Origin of the sequence: Streptomyces manipurensis (genome assembly GCF_049570255.1) — a bacterium.
Lineage (GTDB): Bacteria > Actinomycetota > Actinomycetes > Streptomycetales > Streptomycetaceae > Streptomyces > Streptomyces manipurensis.
Genome location: NZ_CP186950.1, coordinates 6,478,493 through 6,497,572, shown reverse-complemented (window position 1 = coordinate 6,497,572; position 19,080 = coordinate 6,478,493). Strand labels below are relative to the sequence as shown.

13 protein-coding genes and 1 pseudogene are annotated in these 19,080 nt (G+C 72.5%); 7 read left to right on the top strand and 7 right to left on the bottom strand.

Annotation, left to right across the window (positions count from 1 at the left end; translation table 11 throughout):
* Nucleotides 1-27: 27 nt before the first annotated feature.
* The gene (locus tag ACPU2J_RS29455; RefSeq protein WP_399816602.1) at nt 28-546 is read right to left on the bottom strand and encodes a hypothetical protein; all 519 of its coding nucleotides are present in this window, start codon (nt 544-546) and stop codon (nt 28-30) included.
* Between the two features lie 374 nt (nt 547-920).
* On the opposite strand from ACPU2J_RS29455, the gene ACPU2J_RS29450 reads away from it, so the two are divergent.
* Entirely contained in the window at nt 921-1,583 is a 663-nt protein-coding gene (locus tag ACPU2J_RS29450; protein ID WP_420078869.1) for a class F sortase, read from the top strand.
* A 75-nt stretch (nt 1,584-1,658) separates the two neighbouring features.
* On the opposite strand, the gene ACPU2J_RS29445 is transcribed toward ACPU2J_RS29450, so the two are convergent.
* Together ACPU2J_RS29445 and lysX are read right to left on the bottom strand one after the other, a co-directional pair.
* A complete protein-coding gene (locus ACPU2J_RS29445; RefSeq protein ID WP_365071038.1) occupies nt 1,659-2,543 on the bottom strand; it encodes a polysaccharide deacetylase family protein in 885 nt (294 codons plus the stop codon).
* Nucleotides 2,544-2,644: 101 nt separating this feature from the next.
* Nucleotides 2,645-5,947, bottom strand: coding sequence for a bifunctional lysylphosphatidylglycerol synthetase/lysine--tRNA ligase LysX (gene lysX / locus ACPU2J_RS29440; protein WP_420078870.1), 3,303 nt, complete (start codon nt 5,945-5,947; stop codon nt 2,645-2,647).
* Nucleotides 5,948-6,026: 79 nt separating this feature from the next.
* Here lysX and ACPU2J_RS29435 point away from each other — a divergent pair, with 79 nt between their 5' ends.
* Complete coding sequence (locus tag ACPU2J_RS29435; protein WP_420078871.1) at nt 6,027-6,500, top strand: universal stress protein; 474 nt, start codon at nt 6,027-6,029, stop codon at nt 6,498-6,500.
* 42 nt (nt 6,501-6,542) lie between these two features.
* Here ACPU2J_RS29435 and ACPU2J_RS29430 read toward each other — a convergent pair whose 3' ends face one another.
* Nucleotides 6,543-7,748 carry a CapA family protein gene (locus ACPU2J_RS29430; RefSeq protein ID WP_423834380.1) on the bottom strand — a complete coding sequence of 402 codons (1,206 nt, stop codon included), beginning with the start codon at nt 7,746-7,748 and terminating at the stop codon, nt 6,543-6,545.
* Between the two features lie 365 nt (nt 7,749-8,113).
* Between ACPU2J_RS29430 and ACPU2J_RS29425 the strand changes: the two genes are divergently transcribed.
* The 5 genes from ACPU2J_RS29425 to ACPU2J_RS29405 all read left to right on the top strand — a co-directional run bounded on the left by ACPU2J_RS29425 (nt 8,114) and on the right by ACPU2J_RS29405 (nt 15,559).
* Nucleotides 8,114-8,659 carry a sigma-70 family RNA polymerase sigma factor gene (locus ACPU2J_RS29425; protein ID WP_361593487.1) on the top strand — a complete coding sequence of 182 codons (546 nt, stop codon included), beginning with the start codon at nt 8,114-8,116 and terminating at the stop codon, nt 8,657-8,659.
* 240 nt (nt 8,660-8,899) lie between these two features.
* Nucleotides 8,900-9,364 carry a hypothetical protein gene (locus tag ACPU2J_RS29420; protein ID WP_361593645.1) on the top strand — a complete coding sequence of 155 codons (465 nt, stop codon included), beginning with the start codon at nt 8,900-8,902 and terminating at the stop codon, nt 9,362-9,364.
* A 233-nt stretch (nt 9,365-9,597) separates the two neighbouring features.
* Entirely contained in the window at nt 9,598-11,622 is a 2,025-nt protein-coding gene (locus tag ACPU2J_RS29415; protein WP_399816611.1) for a hypothetical protein, read from the top strand.
* Nucleotides 11,619-12,470 carry a serine peptidase gene (locus ACPU2J_RS29410; RefSeq protein WP_399816613.1) on the top strand — a complete coding sequence of 284 codons (852 nt, stop codon included), beginning with the start codon at nt 11,619-11,621 and terminating at the stop codon, nt 12,468-12,470. The genes ACPU2J_RS29415 and ACPU2J_RS29410 overlap by 4 nt, the downstream gene beginning before the upstream one ends.
* Complete coding sequence (locus tag ACPU2J_RS29405; protein WP_423834379.1) at nt 12,467-15,559, top strand: WD40 repeat domain-containing protein; 3,093 nt, start codon at nt 12,467-12,469, stop codon at nt 15,557-15,559. The genes ACPU2J_RS29410 and ACPU2J_RS29405 overlap by 4 nt, the downstream gene beginning before the upstream one ends.
* A 76-nt stretch (nt 15,560-15,635) precedes the next feature.
* Here ACPU2J_RS29405 and ACPU2J_RS29400 read toward each other — a convergent pair.
* The 3 genes and pseudogenes from ACPU2J_RS29400 to ACPU2J_RS29390 form a co-directional block, all read right to left on the bottom strand.
* Nucleotides 15,636-16,004, bottom strand: a pseudogene (locus ACPU2J_RS29400) (hypothetical protein); the annotation flags it as partial.
* A 26-nt stretch (nt 16,005-16,030) separates the two neighbouring features.
* Entirely contained in the window at nt 16,031-16,891 is an 861-nt protein-coding gene (locus tag ACPU2J_RS29395; protein ID WP_423834378.1) for an Fpg/Nei family DNA glycosylase, read from the bottom strand.
* Nucleotides 16,892-17,010: 119 nt separating this feature from the next.
* Complete coding sequence (locus ACPU2J_RS29390; RefSeq protein WP_361593481.1) at nt 17,011-19,074, bottom strand: SpoIIE family protein phosphatase; 2,064 nt, start codon at nt 19,072-19,074, stop codon at nt 17,011-17,013.
* Between the last annotated feature and the right edge of the window lie 6 nt (nt 19,075-19,080).

Below are 19,080 nucleotides of genomic sequence, written 5' to 3'. Positions count from 1 at the left end.
GGGCGCCTGACCGGGGAGGCGTTCGGCTCAGGTGCGGCTGCGCTGCGGACGGCGGCGGCGCAGCACGTGGGCACCCGCCCCCAGGGCCGCGGCGCCGACCAGGCTCGCGCCGATCGCCGTCTCGGCGGTGGACGGGCCGAAGGATCCGCCGATGCCACCCTGCGAGGGGTTGCCCTGGAGGATGGTGAAGCGGTGCGTGGCGACCAGGTTGCTGTCGTTGCACTTGACCGACAGCGTGTGGTGCCCGGGCGAGGCGTGGTTGAAGACGCGGACGGTCGCGAAGCCGATCGACCCGGCGGAGAGGTTGGCCGGCGGAAAGTTCCCGTGCGAGGTCACGGTGCCGCCGTGGCCGCAGCCCGCGGCGCTCACCTGCATCGTGGAGCCCTGGTGCACGGCGTACGGGTTGACCGAGATGTTGCTGGGGCCGTTGCCGCCCCCGTTCCCACCTCGGCCCCCGGGATCCTGGTTCGCGGAGGCGAGCGGGGCACTGAGGCCCAGGGCGGCGCAGGCGGCCGCCGTCACGGTAAGAGCGCGCAGAACACGCATGGTGGAACCTCCAGCGGGAAGCGCCCCGGAGCGTCGGCCCCGGATGATCGACGAGAACGCCTCCCACGTCGAACCCTCCGGTCGCACCGCAACCTCCGCATTTCAGGCTTTGGGCCGCCCGGTTGAGCGACACGCCGAAGATCGGACCGCGGAGCTGACGGATCCGCAGGTCACGACCCGTCAGGCATTTATGTGACGATTACCTGGATGGGCGCACCCCGTCCGGCCCCTTCGGCCTCCTTCCCGGCCGCGGCCACCCGTTCGCCCCTCCCCTGTCGCCGACCTGCCGACTCGGCCTTAGCGTGCGTGACGTAGGGCGTACAGGGGTGGGACGGGAACGCGGGTCGGGACCCCCGCGTCGGGAAGGGAGAGCGATGGGCGAGGACGAGACCGGGCAGTCACGAAGGCGCTCACCGTGGGGCGTGCTCGCCCTGGTCATGCTCACCGGCCTCGCCATGGTGCGGAACGGCGTGAACATCGACGACGGTCCGCCCCAGCCCACCGCGGCCTCGGCCGTCGCGGTGACGGCCGGACAGCTGCCGGCGAACCCGCCGCGACCGCCCGCGGACATGGAGGTGCTGGAACACTCGTCGGTCCAGCGCGTCCGGATCCCCACGATCAACGTGGACGCGCCGGTGATGACCGTCGGGCTGGACGCGGAGGGCTGGATCGACGCGCCTCCGCCGCAGGACCGCAACCTCGCCGGCTGGTACCTGAACGGCATCTCGCCGGGCCAGCGGGGCTCGGCCGTGATCGTGGGCCACGTGGACAACGCCGACGGCCCGGCCGTCTTCTACGGCCTCGGCTCCGTCAAGCCGGGCAGCAGGATCGAGGTGGAGCGGTACGACGGGCGCACGGCGGTGTTCGAGGTGTACGGCGTGGAGGTGTTCTCCAAGGACGCCTTCCCGGGCGCCCGGGTGTACGGGGACACCGGGCACGCGGAGCTCAGGGTGATCACCTGCGGCGGCGGCTACTCGAAGTCCCGTGGCTACGACGGCAACGTGGTGGTCTTCGCGCGCATGGTGGAGGCCCGCTGACAGGGGGCCGGTCGCCCCGGCCCCCGTTCTCCCGCACCGCTCCCCCGCCGGCGGGCCGGCGCCGTCCCTCCCGCGTCAGCGCGGCGGCAGCGCCGGCAGGGTGGGCAGGGTCATCCGGTAGCCCCGTGCGAGCAGTTGGGGCAGGTAGGCCGAGAGGGCGTGCACGCTCTGCGAGCGGTCGCCGCCGGCGTCGTGCGACAGCACGATGGCGCGGGGCCCGGCTCCGCGCAGGACGCGTCCGACGATCGTGGTGACCCCCGGTTCCTCCCAGTCCAGGCTGTCCACCGTCCAGGCGAGGGGCTCCATGCCGAGCTCGGCGCCGATCTCGAAGGCGGCCCGGTTCCAGGCACCGTAGGGCGCGCGGAACCACTTCGGCGCCTCGCCCACGGTCTTCTCGACGACCTCGCTCGTGCGGCCGATCTCGGCGGCGAGGGCAGGCCGGCCGAGCTTGGGGATCAGCGGGTGGGTCCAGGTGTGGTTGCCGATGACGTGGCCCTCGGCGGCCATGCGGCGCAGCAGGTCCCGGTGCTCGGTGGCCATTTCCCCGCAGACGAAGAACATGGCGCGCACCCCGTACCGGGAGAGGGTGTCGAGGATGGCCGGGGTGTAGCGGGGGTCGGGCCCGTCGTCGAAGGTGAGGACCATCGAGCTCGCCGTGCTCGCGTCCGCCGGCAGCTCCAGGATGGGGCGGGTGCGGACGGCCGGTCTGACGGCGGGGGGTCTCAGGGGCCCCTCGGCCGTCATGGGGCGGAGCCGGTAGGACTTCTCGGGGATCCGGCCGGCGAGTGAGCCCGGTGCTCCTGCGGCGGGGCCCGGGGCTCCGGGGGTTCCGGGAGCACCGGCGGTGCCCGGGGTGCCGGTCTCGTTGCCGGAGATGATCAGTCCGGCGGCTGCGACTCCGGCGAAGACGGCGGTACGCAGCAGCACCCGACGCCCTACGGTCGGCTCGTCATTTTTCATTATTACTACGTATCAACGACATCGCCGCAGAAGTCGAGAGCCACGGACGCGCCCCCCTGCCGTCACCTGATCAGCGCACGCACACCCGGGCGGCGCGCCGGTCAGCGGTGGCGGACCAGGGGGAAGGGGAGGGTCTCGCGGATCGTCAGGCCGGTGAGGAACATGACGAGCCGGTCCACGCCGATGCCCAGTCCGCCGGTCGGCGGCATCGCGTACTCCAGGGCGTCGAGGAAGTCGTTGTCGAGTTCCATCGCCTCCGGGTCCCCGCCGGCCGCGAGCAGGGACTGGGCGGTGAGCCGGCGGCGCTGTTCGACGGGGTCGGTCAGCTCGGAGTAGGCCGTGCCCAGTTCGGTCCCGAAGGCGACGAGGTCCCAGCGCTCGGCCAGCCTGGGGTCCTTCCGGTGCTGGCGGGTGAGCGGGGAGACGTCCGTGGGGAAGTCCTTGTAGAAGGTGGGCAGCTGGGTCCTCTCCTCCACCAGCCGCTCGTACATCTCCAGGACCACGTCCCCGCGGGTGTCCTCGGGTCCGTGCGGCACCTTGGCCCGGTCGCAGAGCCGGCGCAGCACGGCCTCCTCGGTGTCGGCGTCGACCTCCTCGCCGAGGGCCTCGCTGATCGCCCCGTACATGGTCTTCACCGGCCAGGTACCGGAGATGTCGTGGACGACGAGCTTCCCGTCGGGTCCGGCCTTGTGGGCGACGGGCGACCCGTAGGCGGCGGTGGCGGCACCCTGGATGAGCTCGCGCGTGAGGTCGAGCATCACGTCGTAGTCGGCGAACGCCTGGTAGGCCTCCAGCATCGTGAACTCGGGGTTGTGCTTGTAGGAGACGCCCTCGTTGCGGAAGGTGCGGCCCATCTCGAAGACCTTCTCCATGCCGCCGACGCAGAGCCGCTTCAGGTACAGCTCGGGGGCGATGCGCAGGTAGAGGTCGAGGTCGTAGGCGTTGATGTGGGTGCGGAAGGGCCGGGCGTTGGCCCCGCCGTGGATCTGCTGGAGCATCGGGGTCTCGACCTCCAGGTAGCCGCGGTCCAGCAGGCCCTGGCGCAGCGCCTGGACCGCGCTGGAGCGGGCCCGTACCACGTCGCGCGCCTCGGGGCTGGCGACGAGGTCGAGGTAGCGGCGGCGGACCCGCGCCTCCGGGTCGGCGAGGCCCTTGCGCTTGTCGGGCAGGGGGCGCAGGCACTTGCCGGTGAGCTGCCAGGACCGCACCACGAGCGAGGGTTCGCCGGTCCTGCTGGCGCCGGGTTCGCCGGTGACGAGCACGTGGTCGCCGAAGTCGACCTGGGAGGTGAAGGAGTCCAGCACCTGTGCGCCCGCCTCGTCGCGGGTGAGCATCAGCTGGACGTCCCCGGACCAGTCGCGCAGCACGGCGAAGACCACGCCGCCGAGGTCGCGGACGACCATCACGCGGCCGGCGAGCGTGACCCGCTCCCCGGAGCGCGCGCCGGGCGGGAGTCCGGGGTGGGCGGCCCGCAGCTCGGCGACGGTGTGGGTGCGGGCGCGGATGCCGACGGGGTAGGGGTCGGTGCCGGAGGCGCGGATGCGGTCCAGCTTGGCGTGGCGGACGCGGACCTGTTCGGGCAGCCGTTCGGCCGGGACGCCCGGCGCCCCGTCGCCCACCGCGTCCAGGCCGAGGGACTCGATGGAGGGCAGCCCCTCGGTGGTGGCGGGGGCGGTGACGCCCTTGGGGTGGGCGTTGCCCCACAGGGTGCGCAGGCTCGGTACGGAGACGAAGCCCTCGGCGATCCCGGAGGCGAGGCTGACCCGGGCGAGCGAGCCGGCGTCCTGGTAGCAGAGGAACCGGGGGTACCACTCGGGCCCGTACTTGACGTTCGAGCGGTACAGGGCCTCCAGCTGCCACCAGCGGGAGAAGAACAGCAGCAGTCTGCGCCAGAGCCGCAGGACGGGACCCGCGCCGATCCGGCCGCCCTCCTCGAAGGCGGAGCGGAAGACGGCGAAGTTGAGGGAGATCCGGCGTACGCCGAGGCCGGGGGCGGCGGCGCACAGCTCGGCGACCATGAACTCCATGACCCCGTTCGGGGCGGTGCGGTCGCGGCGCATCAGGTCCAGGGAGATGCCGTCCGCGCCCCAGGGGACGAAGGAGAGCAGGGCGATCAGCTCCCCCTCGCCGTCGAAGGCCTCGACGAGCAGGCAGTCGCCGTCGGCGGGGTCCCCGAGCCGGTCGAGGGCCATGGAGAAGCCGCGTTCGGTCTCGGTGTCCCGCCAGCGGTCGGCCCGGTCGACGATGGTCCGCATCTCCTCCTCGGAGAGGGCGGAGTGGCGGCGGATGGAGGTGGTGGCGCCGGCTCGCCGGACCCGGTTGACGGCCTGGCGGGTGACGCGCATGTCGCGGCCGTCGAGGTCGAAGTGGGCGACGTGCAGGATGGCCTCGTCGCCGAGCTGGAGGGCGCCGAGCCCGGAGCGGGCGTAGGCGGTGGCGCCGTCCTCGGAGGCTCCCATGACGGCGGGCTGCCAGCCGTAGCGGCGGGCCACGGCCAGCCAGGCGTCGATGGCCGCGGTCCAGGCGGCGGGGTCGCCCACCGGGTCACCGCTGGCCAGGGCGACGCCCGCCTCGACGCGGTAGGTGACGCCGGCGCGGCCGTTGGGGGCGAACACGACGGCCTTGTCGCGGCGGGTGGCGAAGTAGCCGAGGGAGTCACCGCGCCCGTACGCGCCCAGCAGGGCGCGGATGCGGGGCTCCTCGTCGCCGTGGAGCGCGGCGGTCAGGCGCTGGGAGCGGAAGAGGGTGGCGGCGGCGTTCAGCAGGGCGACTGCGCCGAACAGGCCGAGCAGGAAGTACAGGGGGCGCGGCGGGCGGCCGTCGAACTGCCGGGCGGAGAAGAGGCCGCCGAAGACCTGCTTGGCGGCCCAGTCCAGCCACTGGCCCCGGGGCAGGGATCCGGGGAAGAGGGCCACGAGCGCCCAGCCGAGGAGGACGGCGACGAGCATGCCGATGCCGAGCACGATCAGGGCGTGCCAGAGGGCCCCGGGGCGCGAGGCGGCGTAGAACTCCTTGCGGGCGGCGACCAGGACGGCCATGGCGGCCAGGGCGAGCGCCATCGACGAGATGCCGATCCAGTAGTCGCCGAGGGCGATGTCGAGGAGGTCGTCGACGATCAGCAGGGCCAGATAGGTGATGACCATCCACCAGGCGACCTTCTTGCGGGTGCCGAGGGCGGCCGCGAAGAGGAAGAGGAAGACGGCGTAGGCGAGGTTCGCGCTGACCGGTACGACGATCAGGTCGAGGAGGCGGACGACGTGCCGCAGGAGCCGCCGCAGCGTGGGGGAGAGCGAGAGCAGGGCGCACAGCAGGCCGATCGCCCCGAAGAACGCGCCGAATCCGTCCGGCACCCGGTTCAGGAAGCGGTTCCGGGTTCCGTGCTGCTCCTCCACGGTGGCACTCATGGTTCGCACTGTAGGGAGGGCGGGGCCGGTGCGCGCGGCGAGCGGTGGGCCGGGGCGGGGCCGTCCGGGGCCGCGGCCTATGCTCGGCAGGGTGACGGAGGACGTGAACACGGGATTCGAACGCGGTACCGACGGCCCGAAGGTGATCGTGGCCGGGGTCGACGGCTCCGACTCCTCGCTGCGGGCCGCGGCCTACGCGGCGGGGCTGGCCAGGCGGCAGAACGCGCTCCTGGCGCTGGTGTACGTGCAGCCGGTGGTGGCGGCGGGTGCGGCGCTGGGCGCGCCGGTGGCGGACGCCACCGGGGAGATCGCCGAGGGGCTGGTGGCGGAGATCCGCGCGTCGGCGGAGCGGCTCAAGGGCATCTACGAGGTGCGCTGGGAGTTCCACACCTTCCGCGGGGACCCCTACGCCGGGCTGGTGAGCGCGGCGCAGGAGCTGATGGCGGACGCGGTGGTGGTCGGGGCGTCCGAGCAGGCGGGCCACCGGATCGTGGGCTCGGTTGCGGTCCGCCTGGTCAAGGCGGGCAAGTGGCCCGTGACCGTGGTGCCCTGAGCCCACCGGCACCGGACGCCCCGGCGCCGGACGCCCCGGCCGCTATCGGGAGCCCGCCTGCTTCAGGCCGTCCTTCGCGGCGCCGCGGCTGAGGACGGCGGCGGCGATCTCGTCGCGTGCGCTCTCGTAGTCCGCGCGGTCCGGGTCCTCGGCGAGGGCGTCGGGGAGGTGCACGACCCGGCCGGCGGACAGGTCCATCATCTGCGGGACGAACTCGGCCGCGGTGACCTGCCAGCGCTGTCCCGGCGCTGCGGGCGGGGCGAAGGTGAAGCGGCCGATGGAGCCGTAATTGCCGCGCAGGTCGCGCGCTCCCGAGTGGTTGAACATCTCGCCCGCCACCTGGTCGCCCATGCCGTAGACGATCCAGGTCCCGTTGACCTTCTCGTAGGCCTGGGGGACGTGGGCGTGGGTGCCGAGGATCATGTCGATGTCGGGCCGGCCGCCGGTCTGCGAGGCGGTGAGGGCCCTGCCGAGCGAGATCTGCGTCTCGTCGGGTTCGGTCTGCCACTCGGTGCCCCAGTGCAGGCTCACCAGCACGACGTCGGCGCCCGCGGTGCGGGCGGCCCGGGCGTCCGCGACGATCTTGTCCTGTCTCATCAGGTTGACGGCCCACGGCATGCCCTCCGGCTGGGGGTAGCCGTTGGTGTCGTAGGTGTAGGCGAGGTGCGCGACCTTCGCGGAGCCCGCCGTGTAGAGGGTCACCGCGGCGGCTTCGGCGGCGGTGCGGGCGGAACCGGCGTGCTTCAGGCCGACCTTGTCGAAGCGGTCGAGGGTGCGCCGCAGCCCGTCGGCCCCGTCGTCGAGGGTGTGGTTGGAGGCCGTGGAGCAGCCGTCGTAGCCGGTGGCCCTGAGCCCGTCGGCGACCTGCGGCGGCGAGGTGAAGGCGGGGTATCCGGAGAAGGGTCCGCCCTCCTCGCCGTAGATGGTCTCCATGTGGCAGAGGGCGAGGTCGGCGGTCGAGACCACGTCCTTGACGCCGGAGAACATCGGCCCGAAGTCGTACCCCGCGCCGCCCGCGTCCTGCGCCGCGCGACGGATGACGGAGGTGTGCGGCAGCACGTCGCCGCTCGCGACGAGGGTGAAGCCCCGGGCGGCGGGGGATCCCGCGGCGCTGGAGGGCGCGGGCGCGCCGGAGTCCCCGAGGCGGGCGGGGGTGCGCTGCCCCGTGGCAGAACAGGCGGCGGCGGCCGAGAGCAGGAGGGCCGACAGGACGGCGAGCGCCGCCCTCGGCCGGGTACGCGGGATCATCAATCCGGCTCCCATTAGTACGACAATCCGACATGCGGTCCCCTGCAATCCACAGAACCGGTCGCACCAAGTCAAGAAGCGGGGCCGCCGTCCGGACGCGCGCCCACCCCGACGGCCGACACCGCACCCACCCACGAGCCCGCCCGCCGGGGACGCCCGCCGGGTCCCCCCACCGGGAACGCCCGCCCCTCCGTGCCGTTCACCGCGCCGTTCGACCGTTCACCGCGGGGCACGGCCGCCCGTCGGGCCGCGGGGGCGCTTGGGCGCACGGCCCGCGCAGGACGGTTCCCGGGCGGCCGCGTGCGGGTGAGGGTGGACGGGACGGCGCCGTCACGGCCCCGACCCACCCCCGGAAGGAGCCGCTCGTGCCGCAGTCCCCCGCCCTCCCCCGGACGGATCCCGACGCACTGGCCGCGCTCCAGCGCGAGCACGGGCGGGCCCTGTTCGGGTTCCTGGTCGGCCTCACCGCCGGGGACGCCCAGCGGGCCGAGGACCTCGTGCAGGAGACCCTGGTCCGCCTCTGGCAGCACCCGGAGGCCCTGACGGGCGCGCACGAGTCCCTGCGGCCCTGGCTCTTCACGGTGGCGCGGCGGCTCGCGATCGACGCCCGGCGCGCCCGGCTCTCCCGCCCCCGGGAGGTGGAGGCCGAGGGGCTGGAGCAGGCGCCGGCGCCCGCGGCCGAGGACGCGGTCGCCGGGACGGTCACGGCGATCGACGTCCGGCGGGCCGTGGGGTCGCTGGGACAGGAGCACCGCGAGGTGCTGCTGGAGGTCTACTTCCGGGACCGCTCGGTGGCGGAGGCCGCCGCCGAGCTGGGCATTCCGGCGGGGACGGTCAAGTCCCGCACCCACTACGCCCTGCGCGCCCTGAGGAAGGACCTCCAGAGCTACGGCTACGGCCTCGGCGCCTGAATCGCCCGCGTGGGGACAGAACGGCGAACGTGTCGCGGAACGCCGTGAAGGGTCGCGGACCGGACAGAAAGCGCATCGAATGCGACATCAGACCGTCCAAGTTGGGTAAACAACCCCCACTGCGCGAGCCCCTCGGTGAAGGCTCTGGGCTGAAGACGGGACGCCCAACGCGCGGGAGAAGGTGGAACGGTGCAGCCCGAGGGTACGAACGGCACCAGTGACGGCGGGCTCGCGGTGCCCATGGCCTGGCTCTACGCCGAGTACATCGCAGACGAACTGCTGCGCACGGGCCGGCTGATCCCGGTCAGCACCCTGGAGTTCCGGGCCGGGCGGGACACCCTCGCGCTGACCATCTACCTCTCGGACGCCGCCGGCGAACTCTCCGGGATCCGCGTGGTCTCGCAGCTCGACGAGTGGCTGTCGCTCACGGCGTACGGACATCCCTGGCGCGACTGGGTCCACACCCGCTTCCTCGCCCTCGGCGAGGAGGCCCGGGAGGACGGCCGGGGAGAGGACCCCGACCTGGAACTGGCCCGCGCGGCGTGGCGCTGGCTGGACGGCACCGAGCTGTTCGCCACCAACCTGGACCCCGGCCGCCCCGACCACACGGACTTCCCACCGGGACTCGACGAGAACGCCCGCGTCTGGACCCCCGCCTGGCAGCTCGGCCTGCCGCTCGGCCACCTGGCGATGCACCTGTTCTGAGGCCGGGCCGCAACCACACATCAGCTCACCGTGACCCGAGTTGGGCAACGCACGCCTTCTCCACCCACGTTCGGACACGGGTGGGCGAGGCAAGTGCTCGCGGGTATCCGATCCTCTGACGGACCGCCGTCCGCCACCTACCCTTGTCGTGGACGTTTCCCATGACGTCCAGGTGGACCGCATCGGAGAGGGACAGCGCGCAGGTGAGGACAGAAGAATCGGGCACGGGGCAAGTGCTGCTCATGGGCGTCGAGCGGTTCCCCACCACCGCGGACCCGCATGGCGAGCCGGCGCCGGGCCACACCGACTGGCCCCGGCTCCCCTTCGTCCCAGGTCTCATGTCCCGGCTCGACCTCGCCTACAAGCGCGTCGGATACGAGGTTCTGTCGGTCGCCGAACCGGACCGAAGAGCTGTGATGCTCCACAGCGACGCGGCCGTTCACTCGAGCACGACGAGGATCGTGCACGCACTGTCCCACGGAACCCCGGCAGCGGACCTCAACCGCTCGCCGGCGGCGGCGGGACTAGAACACGTCCACATGGTTCCTGCATGCGCGACGCTCGGCACTGGCACCGATGTGAGCCAGTGGGTGAGGATCGCCCACCAGCAGCCCCAGCCCACCCTGTTCGTCATCGATCTGTGCCGTGCGGGCCGGTCCGCTCGCCTCTCCGAACTGACCCGGGTCCCGGACGGCGAGCTGAACGCCTGGGTGATCGCGGCGACGAGCCCCGATCGCCCGGCCTACGACGGCCGCTTCAGCGAAGCTGTGGCGGAGGTCCTGGAACAGATCGCCGACCATGGTCTCGACACCTCACCCTCGATTCGCTTCGTCCGCTGGGACCGGGTCACCCGAGCCATTCAGAACAGCCTGGAGGGGCTCGGCAGCAGTCAGCGAATCCACACCACGCGCGTGGACGTCTCGCAGGAACTGCCCGAACTCCCCTTCTTTCCGAACCCGCGATGGCGCCCCGGCACCCGCCTGGAGAAGCTGCACGACGTCGTACCTCCCGTGCGCGCCTTCGTGGCGGACCTCGGCGCTGAACACTTCATGGACCGGGTGGACGACCACTTCGTGGGCCGCCAGTCCCAACTGCATTGGCTGGCGGCCTGGCTGGACGACGACCGGGTCGGTGGGCTGCGCGTGGTCACGGGCGCACCCGGTTCGGGGAAGTCGGCGCTCCTGGGCGCTCTGGTCTGCTCGGGGCACGAAGCGGTCATCGATGCCGCCCCCGACATCCGCGCCTACCTGAGCGCGCAGAGTCCGGAAGGTGTGTGTTCACCGAACCCGCTCCTGGCCGCGATCCACTCCCGCGGCCGCGACATCGACGCGGTCATGACCTCGATCGCCCTGCAATGGAGACTGCCGAGCGAACCGGAGCGGCGGTGGAGCGTCGCCGATCTCATCTCCGAAGCGGGCACGCTTCCCGCCGTACCCGCCCTCGTCTTCGACGCCCTGGACGAGGCGGAGGACCCCGACGACCTCATGAAGTCACTGCTGATACCGCTGGCTGGGGCGGTCCGTCCGGACGGACGGTCCCTGGTGCGGCTGCTGGTCGGCACGCGTCGTTGGCCGGCAGGTCCCTTGCTCACCCTGGCAGGTCGGGACGGAGGTCTGCTGGACTTGGACGACGTGCCGCTCGAGGAGATCCGCAGCGACCTCCGGAGCCACATGCTCCGCAGACTCTCCTCCCTGCCCCAGTACATCCCTCCCGAGCAGCGGCCCATTCGCACCGCGCTGGCCGAAACGGTGGCCGAGGCGCTCACCGAGGAAACGGACCGCATGCACGAGTGGGGGCCATTCCTCGTAGCACGCATCTTCGGCCACGTCCTGGCCACCCAGCCGGTGCCCGACAACGTGGATGCCGCCGTCGCGCGCGGCCGCACCGTCCCCAGGAGCTTGCCGGACGTCCTCGAACTCGACCTCGACAGACGCCCCGACGGCAAGGACCTCCGTGCGGTGCTGGCCGCTGTGGCGTTCGCCAAGGGCGACGGTTTCCCGACCGAGGCGGTCGCGGCCGTGGCACCGGAGTTCGCGCCCACGCCGAACGTGGCAGCCGGCTGCGGCCTCGCGCGCGCAACGGACCAAGACCTCCTGCAGCACGTCCGCGGGCTGCTCGACGCGGGGTCCTTCTACCTGCGCACAGGGGTCGAAACCGACGGCTCGACCCTGTACCGCCTCTTTCACCAAGGCCTCGCCGACTACCTCCAGGCCCACCCGTACCCACTCGACAGCGCTACCCGAAGCGAGGCCATATGAAGATCCTGGGCATCCACGGCATCGGCAACCTCCGCGTGGACGAAGATCCCGAGACGGTCGCCGGCCACATGTCCGCCCTCTGGGAGAAGCACCTGGCTGCCGGCGGGACGCCGGACGCCGATGTGCACGTCGCCTACTACGCGGACCTGCTCCAGGAACACGGCCACCAGGGCGAGGACGGCCGCTTGGAAGAACTCTCGGACTCCGAAGAGACGATTCTGATGGACATGTTCTCCCTCCTGAAAACGCCCACGGCAGCGCCGGGGATCGCCCAGGGGTGGCTCACCTACCTGCTGCGCGACCAGCTCCAGGACATCGTCGCCTCCAAGGCCTGCGCCCCCGGCCTCATGGAGTGGTTCTTGGTCCGCTTCGCCAAGGAAGTGCACCGCTACCTGGAGCCCGGCCCTGCCCGTCCGGCAGTCCGGAACCGGGTACGGGAGGCCCTGACCGCGCATCGCCCCGATGTCGTGATCGCGCACTCGCTGGGCAGTGTCATCGCCTACGAGGCACTCCATGAATGCGAGGACCTGGAAGTACCGCTCCTGATCACCCTGGGCTCGCCGCTCGCTCTGCCGAAGGCGGTCTTCCACCGGTTGACGCCCGGACCCGAGCTCGGCCGGGGCCGGCGACCGGACGCGGTGCGCCGCTGGGCCAACCTCGCGGACCCCGGAGACCTGGTCGCACTGCCGATCCGCGGAATCTCGGCCCGGTTCGACGGGGTGGAGAGCGACCGGCACTGCTCCGCTCACCAGACCTACCGCTTCCATCATGTGGAGGAGTACCTCAAGACACCTGAGGTGGCCGCGTTGATGGCTGCTCCGCAGCCCACCGGGGCACAGCAGGCGTGAGCACTGCAGCCGACGACACCGGCGATGTCTACGACAGCGACAACGCCCATGACGACAAAGGCGACGACAACGCGGTCTCCCGCCGTCAGGTGGCGCAGCGCGTCTTCGACCTGCTGACCGCAGAGGTCGCGGACGGCGATGTCCTCCACTGGGACAGGGCCTCGCCCTATCTCCTGCGGCACGCGGCCGAACACGCGGCCGATGCCGGAGGGCTGGACCGGCTGCTGCACGACTGGGAGTTCCTGGTCCACGGCGACCCGCGCAGCATCCTCGCCACGTCCCCGGCAGGCCGACGGGACCACACCTCTCTCACCGTCTATCGCACGTCGTTGGCGCGCCACGCCACGGCACCGGCCGAACAGCGACGCCACATCCTGGCAGTGGACGCCGTACGCCATCAACGCCCCGACATCAGCCGTTCCCTCTATGAGCCGTCGGACGAGCAGAACCCGCCGTGGCAGTGCGCGTGGTCCACCGCCGCCAACATCTCGCCCGCGCTCCGGGCCTCTCTCACCGGACACAGCCGACCCCTCGGCCATCTTGCCCTCGCCGTGGTCGACGGTGAGCCCCTCGCCGTCACGGCGGGTGCGGACGAGACGGTCCGCGTCTTCCACGCCGACACCGGCACCCTGCGCCACGCGTGGAAGGGCCACACCGGGGGTGTCACCGCACTGACCTCGCACACGCGTGACGGTCGCACCCTCGTCGTCACCGCGGACACCCGTGGGCGGCTGCGTGTCTGGGACGCGCGGACCGGCCGCGCCTCATCGGCCGTCGATGCGCACGACGGCCCGGTGACCGGACTGGAGACCCTTCTCCACGACGGGCGCCTGTGTTCGGTGAGCGTCGGCCACGACGGAACGCTCCGCGTCACGGACTTCGAGCGGGGGCGGTCCCGGGTGCTGCTCACCACCGCGTCCGGTTACCCGCGTGGGCTGCTCGCCGTCGCCTGGAACCGGTCCGAGCCCCTGGTGCTCACCGCCGTGGCGGCGACGGGTGAAGCGCCGGCGCAGGTGGTGGCCGTCGCCCTCAGGGACGGGCGCGCCCTCTACTCCATGCCGCTCGCTGCCGAGGTGACGGGCCTCGAGTGCGGCGGGTCCTACAGGGACCCCATCGCCGTGGCGACCCTTGTCGACGGAACCGGACGAATCTGGGACGCCGTCACCGGGCGCTCCCCGCTCACGTTCAACCGCAGGGGACGTCCGGGTGACCTGGACGTATTGCACCTGCCGTCCGAGGACGACGCCGACCCCATGCCGAGAGCCGCCACGGCGGTCACCGGCGGAGCCGACGGCACGGTACGGATCTGGGACCTCGACACGGGGGAAAGACTGAACCAACTGGAGGGTCATCACCGGGCTGTTCTGGCCCTCTCCTCGGTCTACGCTCCGCACCCCACGCAGGACGGCGTCGACCCCGAGCTCGACGAGCGGCACACGGATCGAAGTGCTCTGCGGCAACACGCTCTGTCGGTCAGCCAGAGACGGGGAAACCGACTCACCCTGGCGAGACTCATCGTCCTCTCCGCCTCGGCCGACGACACCGTCCGAAGCTGGAGCGTCGAGAACGGCAGGGAACTGCACACCTACACCGGTCACACGGCGCCCGTCCGGCGAGTCGCGGCGTTCGCCCCTCTCTCGCACTCCGGCCGATGGATGGCAGTCAGTTGCGGCGACGACGCGACCGGTCGTGTCTGGGACCTCTCCGACCGGACGGAACACATCGCGGGAGCCGTTCATCCGGGGCGCATCGAAGCGCTGGCTTCGGACACTCCGCGAGGCCGCCCACTCGTGGTCACCGCCTGCGGCGACCACCGGCTGCGCATCCTGGACAACCGCACCGGAAGCCTCCTCAGCGCACGCATGGCGGGGGACAGCCCCGTACACGCCGTGGCGCTGGGATCGACGCGGGAGGGTTCCGTATCGGCTTCCGTGAGTTCGGGGCGGGGCATCGTCGTCCGTCTGGTCGACACCGGGTCCGTGCTGTGGAACCGGCGGACGGACGTTCCCGTCGTCGCCCTGGCGGCAGGGGGATCCAGCAGGCGGCCCGTGCTCGTGACGCTCGACGGCCAGGGCCACACCCACATGTGGGAGCTGGGATCGGGCCGCCTCCGCAGCGGCCCGCTGAACCGGTACGAGGGGGTGTCGGCCCTGGCCGTGGGCCGCATCCGGGACACTCCCGTGGTCCTCACCGGCCGCAGCGACGGCGAAGTCGTCCTGTGGAACCTGGCGTCGGGCTCTGTCCGGCGCGTCCTGAGCCCGGCAGGCAAATCACCAGGCGTCACCGCGGTGCGCTTCACCGCGGGGCCCTCCGGCCCGCGTGTGGCGTCTCAGCACCTGTGGGCGGACCACCACAGTGTGCGCGTCACCGATGCCGAGACCGGCCGTCTGCTCAGCGCCGTCCGTCTGGACGCTCCCGCCGAGGGCGAGGCCATCCCGGTGTTCGGGCTCGGGAGCACACCGGACAGCGCCGTCGTCGCAGTCGGCGGTCCGGACAACGAGGTGCGCCTCTGGGACGCGGACTCGGGCCAGGGCGTCACCGGGTTGTGGCTTCCCGACGCAGTCCAGGAGCTCTCGTTCAGCGACCACGTGCTGACCGTCTCGTACGGCCGCGAGCTGGCGGCCTTCGTCCCTGCCGCCCACCCCGCTCTCTCCGCTGAGGAGGAGGACCCTCGACTCGCCGTGCAACGGAGAACGGCCACCGTTCCCGTCCGCCGCCGCCCGAACCGATCCGTCCTCCAGGTGACCGTTCTGGGGCTCCTGCTGGAATGGGAAGGCCACCACGGCCCGAGCCTCGGGTCGCACTTCTGCCGGCACGTACCCGGCCGGGCCGTGAAGTCGGCGATCCGTGCCTTGATCCAGGAGGGCCTCATCCGCCGGATTCCCACCGCTCCCCTCGGGTACGCGGTCGAACCGCGAGGGCGCGCCCTGGTCCGGGCGGAACGACCGGCAGGGGACCGCCCAGCACCGTCGTCACCCCCGCCAAGACTGCGGGACATTCACGGCCGACCGTGCGGCCACTGCCTCCACCGCAGGTTCCGCTTGCAGGCCGGAGGGCCAGGGCCTGTCTCTCGGATCAGGCCCCAGTGATCTGATTCTGAGGTCCGTCAGCAGTAGGCGCGCCCAAGTGAATCTTTGACTCAGGGCACCAGGGCCGGTCCGCCGGGTCCGTCACCAGGCCGGTGAAATCGGCCTCGGCGCGCTCCGCCGTGCGGACGTACCAGCGGGCGATCAGCCACATCACCGGATACGCCAGCAGGCCCAGCGTCAGCCAGACCGGCGGCCCGGATCCGGTGTGCGTCAGGGCGAAGACCAGCGGCAGCGGGCCGACCAGCACCACCAGGGCGGTCAATGCCACCAGGGCGGCGCGCAGCTGACCTCGCATGAGGGCCCGTACGTAGGTGGCGCCCACGGTGGTCTGCTCGGTGATCTCCGACCGGGCCGGGGCGTACGCGGGCGGCCTGCGCCGGGCTCCCCGGGGCACCCCCGTGACCACCTCGCGCCGGGGCGGTGACTGCGGGGACTCCTCGGCCATGGTGCGGGAGTCTACGCAGCGTCCGGCTATTTGAGGAGGCGCGAGAGCCGCCGGTCGGCCAGCGGCTTCCCGCCGGTCTGGCAGGTGGGGCAGTACTCCAGCGAGGAGTCGGCGAAGGACACGGAGCGGATCGTGTCGCCGCACACCGGGCAGGGCTCGCCGGCCCGGCCGTGCACCCGCAGTCCGCTCTTCTTCTCGGCCTTGAGCTCCCCCGCGGCGAGCCCGTGGGCCCGGGTGACGGCGGACCGCAGGGTGTCGCGGACCGCCGCGTACAGCAGGGTGGTCCGGTCCTCGTCGAAGGTCGATGCCAGGGCGAACGGCGAGATCCGGGCGGCGTGCAGGATCTCGTCGCTGTACGCGTTGCCGATGCCCGCGATCACGCTCTGGTCCCGCAGCACGCCCTTGATCCGGCGCCGCTCCCCCGTGAGCAGGGCGGCGAAGGCGTCCCGGTCGAAGTCCTCGGCGAGGGGGTCCGGGCCGAGGCGGGCGATTCCGGGCACCTCCTGCGGGTCGCGGACCACGTACACGGCGAGGCCCTTGCGGGTCCCGGCCTCCGTGAGGTCGAAGCCGTCCCCGCCGTCGAGGACCACCCGCAGCGCGAGCGGCCCCTTGCCGGGGCGCGGCGGCTGGGCGGGCTGGGTCTCCCGCCAGCGCAGCCAGCCGGCCCGGGCCAGGTGGGTGACGAGGTGGAGCTCGCCGATCCGCAGGTCCAGGAACTTGCCGTGGCGGGCCGTGGCTCCGGCCCGCTGCCCCTCCAGGGCGCTCGGGGGCGGGTCGTAGGTCTTCAGGACGCTCACGGCGAGCGGGAGGACGCGTGCGACCACCCGCCCGGTGAGGTGCTCGTCGAGGTACTCGCGCAGGGCCTCGACCTCGGGCAGCTCCGGCATGGTCCCAGCCTGCCGTCGCCGTGGACGGAGCGCGAGCCGACCCTGCTCGGCCCGGGGCCGCGATGCCGACCGGTGCCGGCCGGATCCGGGCCCGGACCGGCCCGGATCCGGCCCGGCGCTCAGCCCATCACGAACTCGCACCAGACGCACTTGCCGCTGCCGCGCGGCTCCACGCCCCAGACGTCGGCGAGCCGGTCCACGAGCATCAGGCCCCGCCCGGAGACCCCGGAGTCGCCCGCCTCGCGCCGCCGCGGCAGCGCGCTGGAGCGGTCGGCGACCTCGACGCGCAGTCTGCGCTGGGGTGCGGCGAGGATGCGCAGGGTCACGATCGCCGGGCCGTCGGTGTGCATCAGGGCGTTGACGATCAGCTCGTCCGCGACGAGTTCGATCTCGTCGGCCCGCTCCCGCGCGCCCCACGCGCGGACGGCCGCGCCGATCATGTGGCGGGCGGCCACGAGGGCCTCCGGGTCGCCCGGTGCCACGTGCTGCTGGAGGCGTCCGCCGCCGGGCGGGGCGGGGGCCGGCCGGCGGCGCAGCAGGAGCAGGGCCATGTCGTCGGCGCCGCCGCGTTCGGCGACGATCTCGCACAGCCGGTCGGCGAGCAGCTGCAGGTCGGCCGGGCCGCCGCGGACGTGGGAGGTCAGCAGGTGTATCCCGTCGTCGAGGTCGGCTCCGGGGTGTTCGACGAGGCCGTCGGTGCACAGCAGGAGGGTTTCGCCGGGGTCGAGCTCCACCGTGGTCACCGGGTATTCGAGGCGTCCGAACTCGGCGGACAGCCCGAGCGGCATCCCGCCGTCCACCGGCAGGCGGTGGCAGTCCCCGTCACGGGTGCGCAGCAGCGGGTCGATGTGGCCGGCGCGGACCATCTGCAGGACGCCGGTCGACAGGTCCGCCTCGACGTACATGCAGGTGGCGAAGCGGCTGGTGTCCAGTTCGTGGAGGAAGACGGAGGCCCTGGCCATGACCGTGCCGGGTGAGTGGCCCTCGGCGGCGTAGGCGCGCAGGACGATGCGCAGCTGGCCCATGACGGCGGCGGCGTGGGTGTCGTGGCCCTGGACGTCGCCGATGACGGCGCCGACCCGCCCGCCCGGCAGCGGGATGACGTCGTACCAGTCGCCGCCGATGTCCCGGCCCATCCGGGCGGAGCGGTAGCGCACGGCGATCTCCCCGCCCGAAACCGACGGGATCCGGCGGGGCAGCATGGCCTGCTGGAGTCCCTCGGCGAGGTCGTGTTCCTGCTCCAGCAGCATGGCCCGCTGGAGGCTCTGGGCGATGCTGCTGCCGAGGGCCACCAGGAGGTTGCGCTCCTCCTGGGTGAAGCCGTCCTTGTCCTGGTAGAGCAGTCCGATCGCGCCGATGGGGCGGGCCTGGGCGATGAGGGGCAGGTAGGCGGCGGCCGAGATCCGCATGTACGAGATCTTCGCCCAGAGGGCCGGGTAGTCGCGGGCGAACTCCTCCGCCGAGTCGAGGAAGCGCGGCTGGAGGGAGCGGACGACCTCGCTCATCGGGTACTGCTCGTCGATGCGGGTGTAGCGGGTGCCGGGGACGAAGCTGCCGTCCGGGCCCTCGGCGACCAGGTGGATCCGGCCGGCCTCGACCAGGCCCATGACCATGCCCATGGAGCCGAGCCGCTCCAGGCCGTGGGCGTCGCCGAGCGCGTCGATGACGTCCTGGACGGTCCGGGCGTGGGCCAGGGCGGCCGTGGTGCTCTCCACGACCGTGGTCTGGCGGCGCCGCTCCTCGTCCAGGCCGAGGCGCTCGGCCGAATGGCTCAGCTCCTCGGTGGCGTCGCGGACGATGCCGATGATCCGGTACGGACGGCCTTCCCCGTCGCGCAGGACGCGGCCCTGGGTGTGCGTCCAGCGCAGCCGTCCGTCCCGGCAGCGGATGCGGAAGTAGGCGCCGTAGCTGTCCGTGCCGCTCTTGAGGGCGGAGGAGACCATGGCGTCCAGGCGGGTCGCCTCGGCGGGCGGCACGCGCTCTCCGAGGGAGGACGGCCGTCCGTCGTAGGCGTCGGGGGTCGTGTCGAAGACGTCCAGGGCGGCTTCGTCCATGTGCATGAGACCGGTGACCAGGTCCCAGTCGAAACTTCCCATGCGGTTGAGCGAGAGCGACCGGTCCGGGTGTGCGGGCCAGTCGTCCGGCAGCGATACGGTGGTCGGCACCGGTCCACCATGACACACCGGCCG

What these genes read in the sequence shown, in the direction of transcription:
- ACPU2J_RS29420 (WP_361593645.1), top strand. Translation starts at nt 8,900, where the DNA reads ATGGCCTGGCTCTACGCCGAGTACATCGCAGACGAACTGCTGCGCACG.
- ACPU2J_RS29445 (WP_365071038.1), bottom strand. Translation starts at nt 2,543, where the DNA reads ATGAAAAATGACGAGCCGACCGTAGGGCGTCGGGTGCTGCTGCGTACC.
- ACPU2J_RS29410 (WP_399816613.1), top strand. Translation starts at nt 11,619, where the DNA reads ATGAAGATCCTGGGCATCCACGGCATCGGCAACCTCCGCGTGGACGAA.
- ACPU2J_RS29450 (WP_420078869.1), top strand. Translation starts at nt 921, where the DNA reads ATGGGCGAGGACGAGACCGGGCAGTCACGAAGGCGCTCACCGTGGGGC.
- lysX (WP_420078870.1), bottom strand. Translation starts at nt 5,947, where the DNA reads ATGAGTGCCACCGTGGAGGAGCAGCACGGAACCCGGAACCGCTTCCTG.
- ACPU2J_RS29455 (WP_399816602.1), bottom strand. Translation starts at nt 546, where the DNA reads ATGCGTGTTCTGCGCGCTCTTACCGTGACGGCGGCCGCCTGCGCCGCC.
- ACPU2J_RS29430 (WP_423834380.1), bottom strand. Translation starts at nt 7,748, where the DNA reads ATGATCCCGCGTACCCGGCCGAGGGCGGCGCTCGCCGTCCTGTCGGCC.
- ACPU2J_RS29395 (WP_423834378.1), bottom strand. Translation starts at nt 16,891, where the DNA reads ATGCCGGAGCTGCCCGAGGTCGAGGCCCTGCGCGAGTACCTCGACGAG.
- ACPU2J_RS29435 (WP_420078871.1), top strand. Translation starts at nt 6,027, where the DNA reads ATGCTCGGCAGGGTGACGGAGGACGTGAACACGGGATTCGAACGCGGT.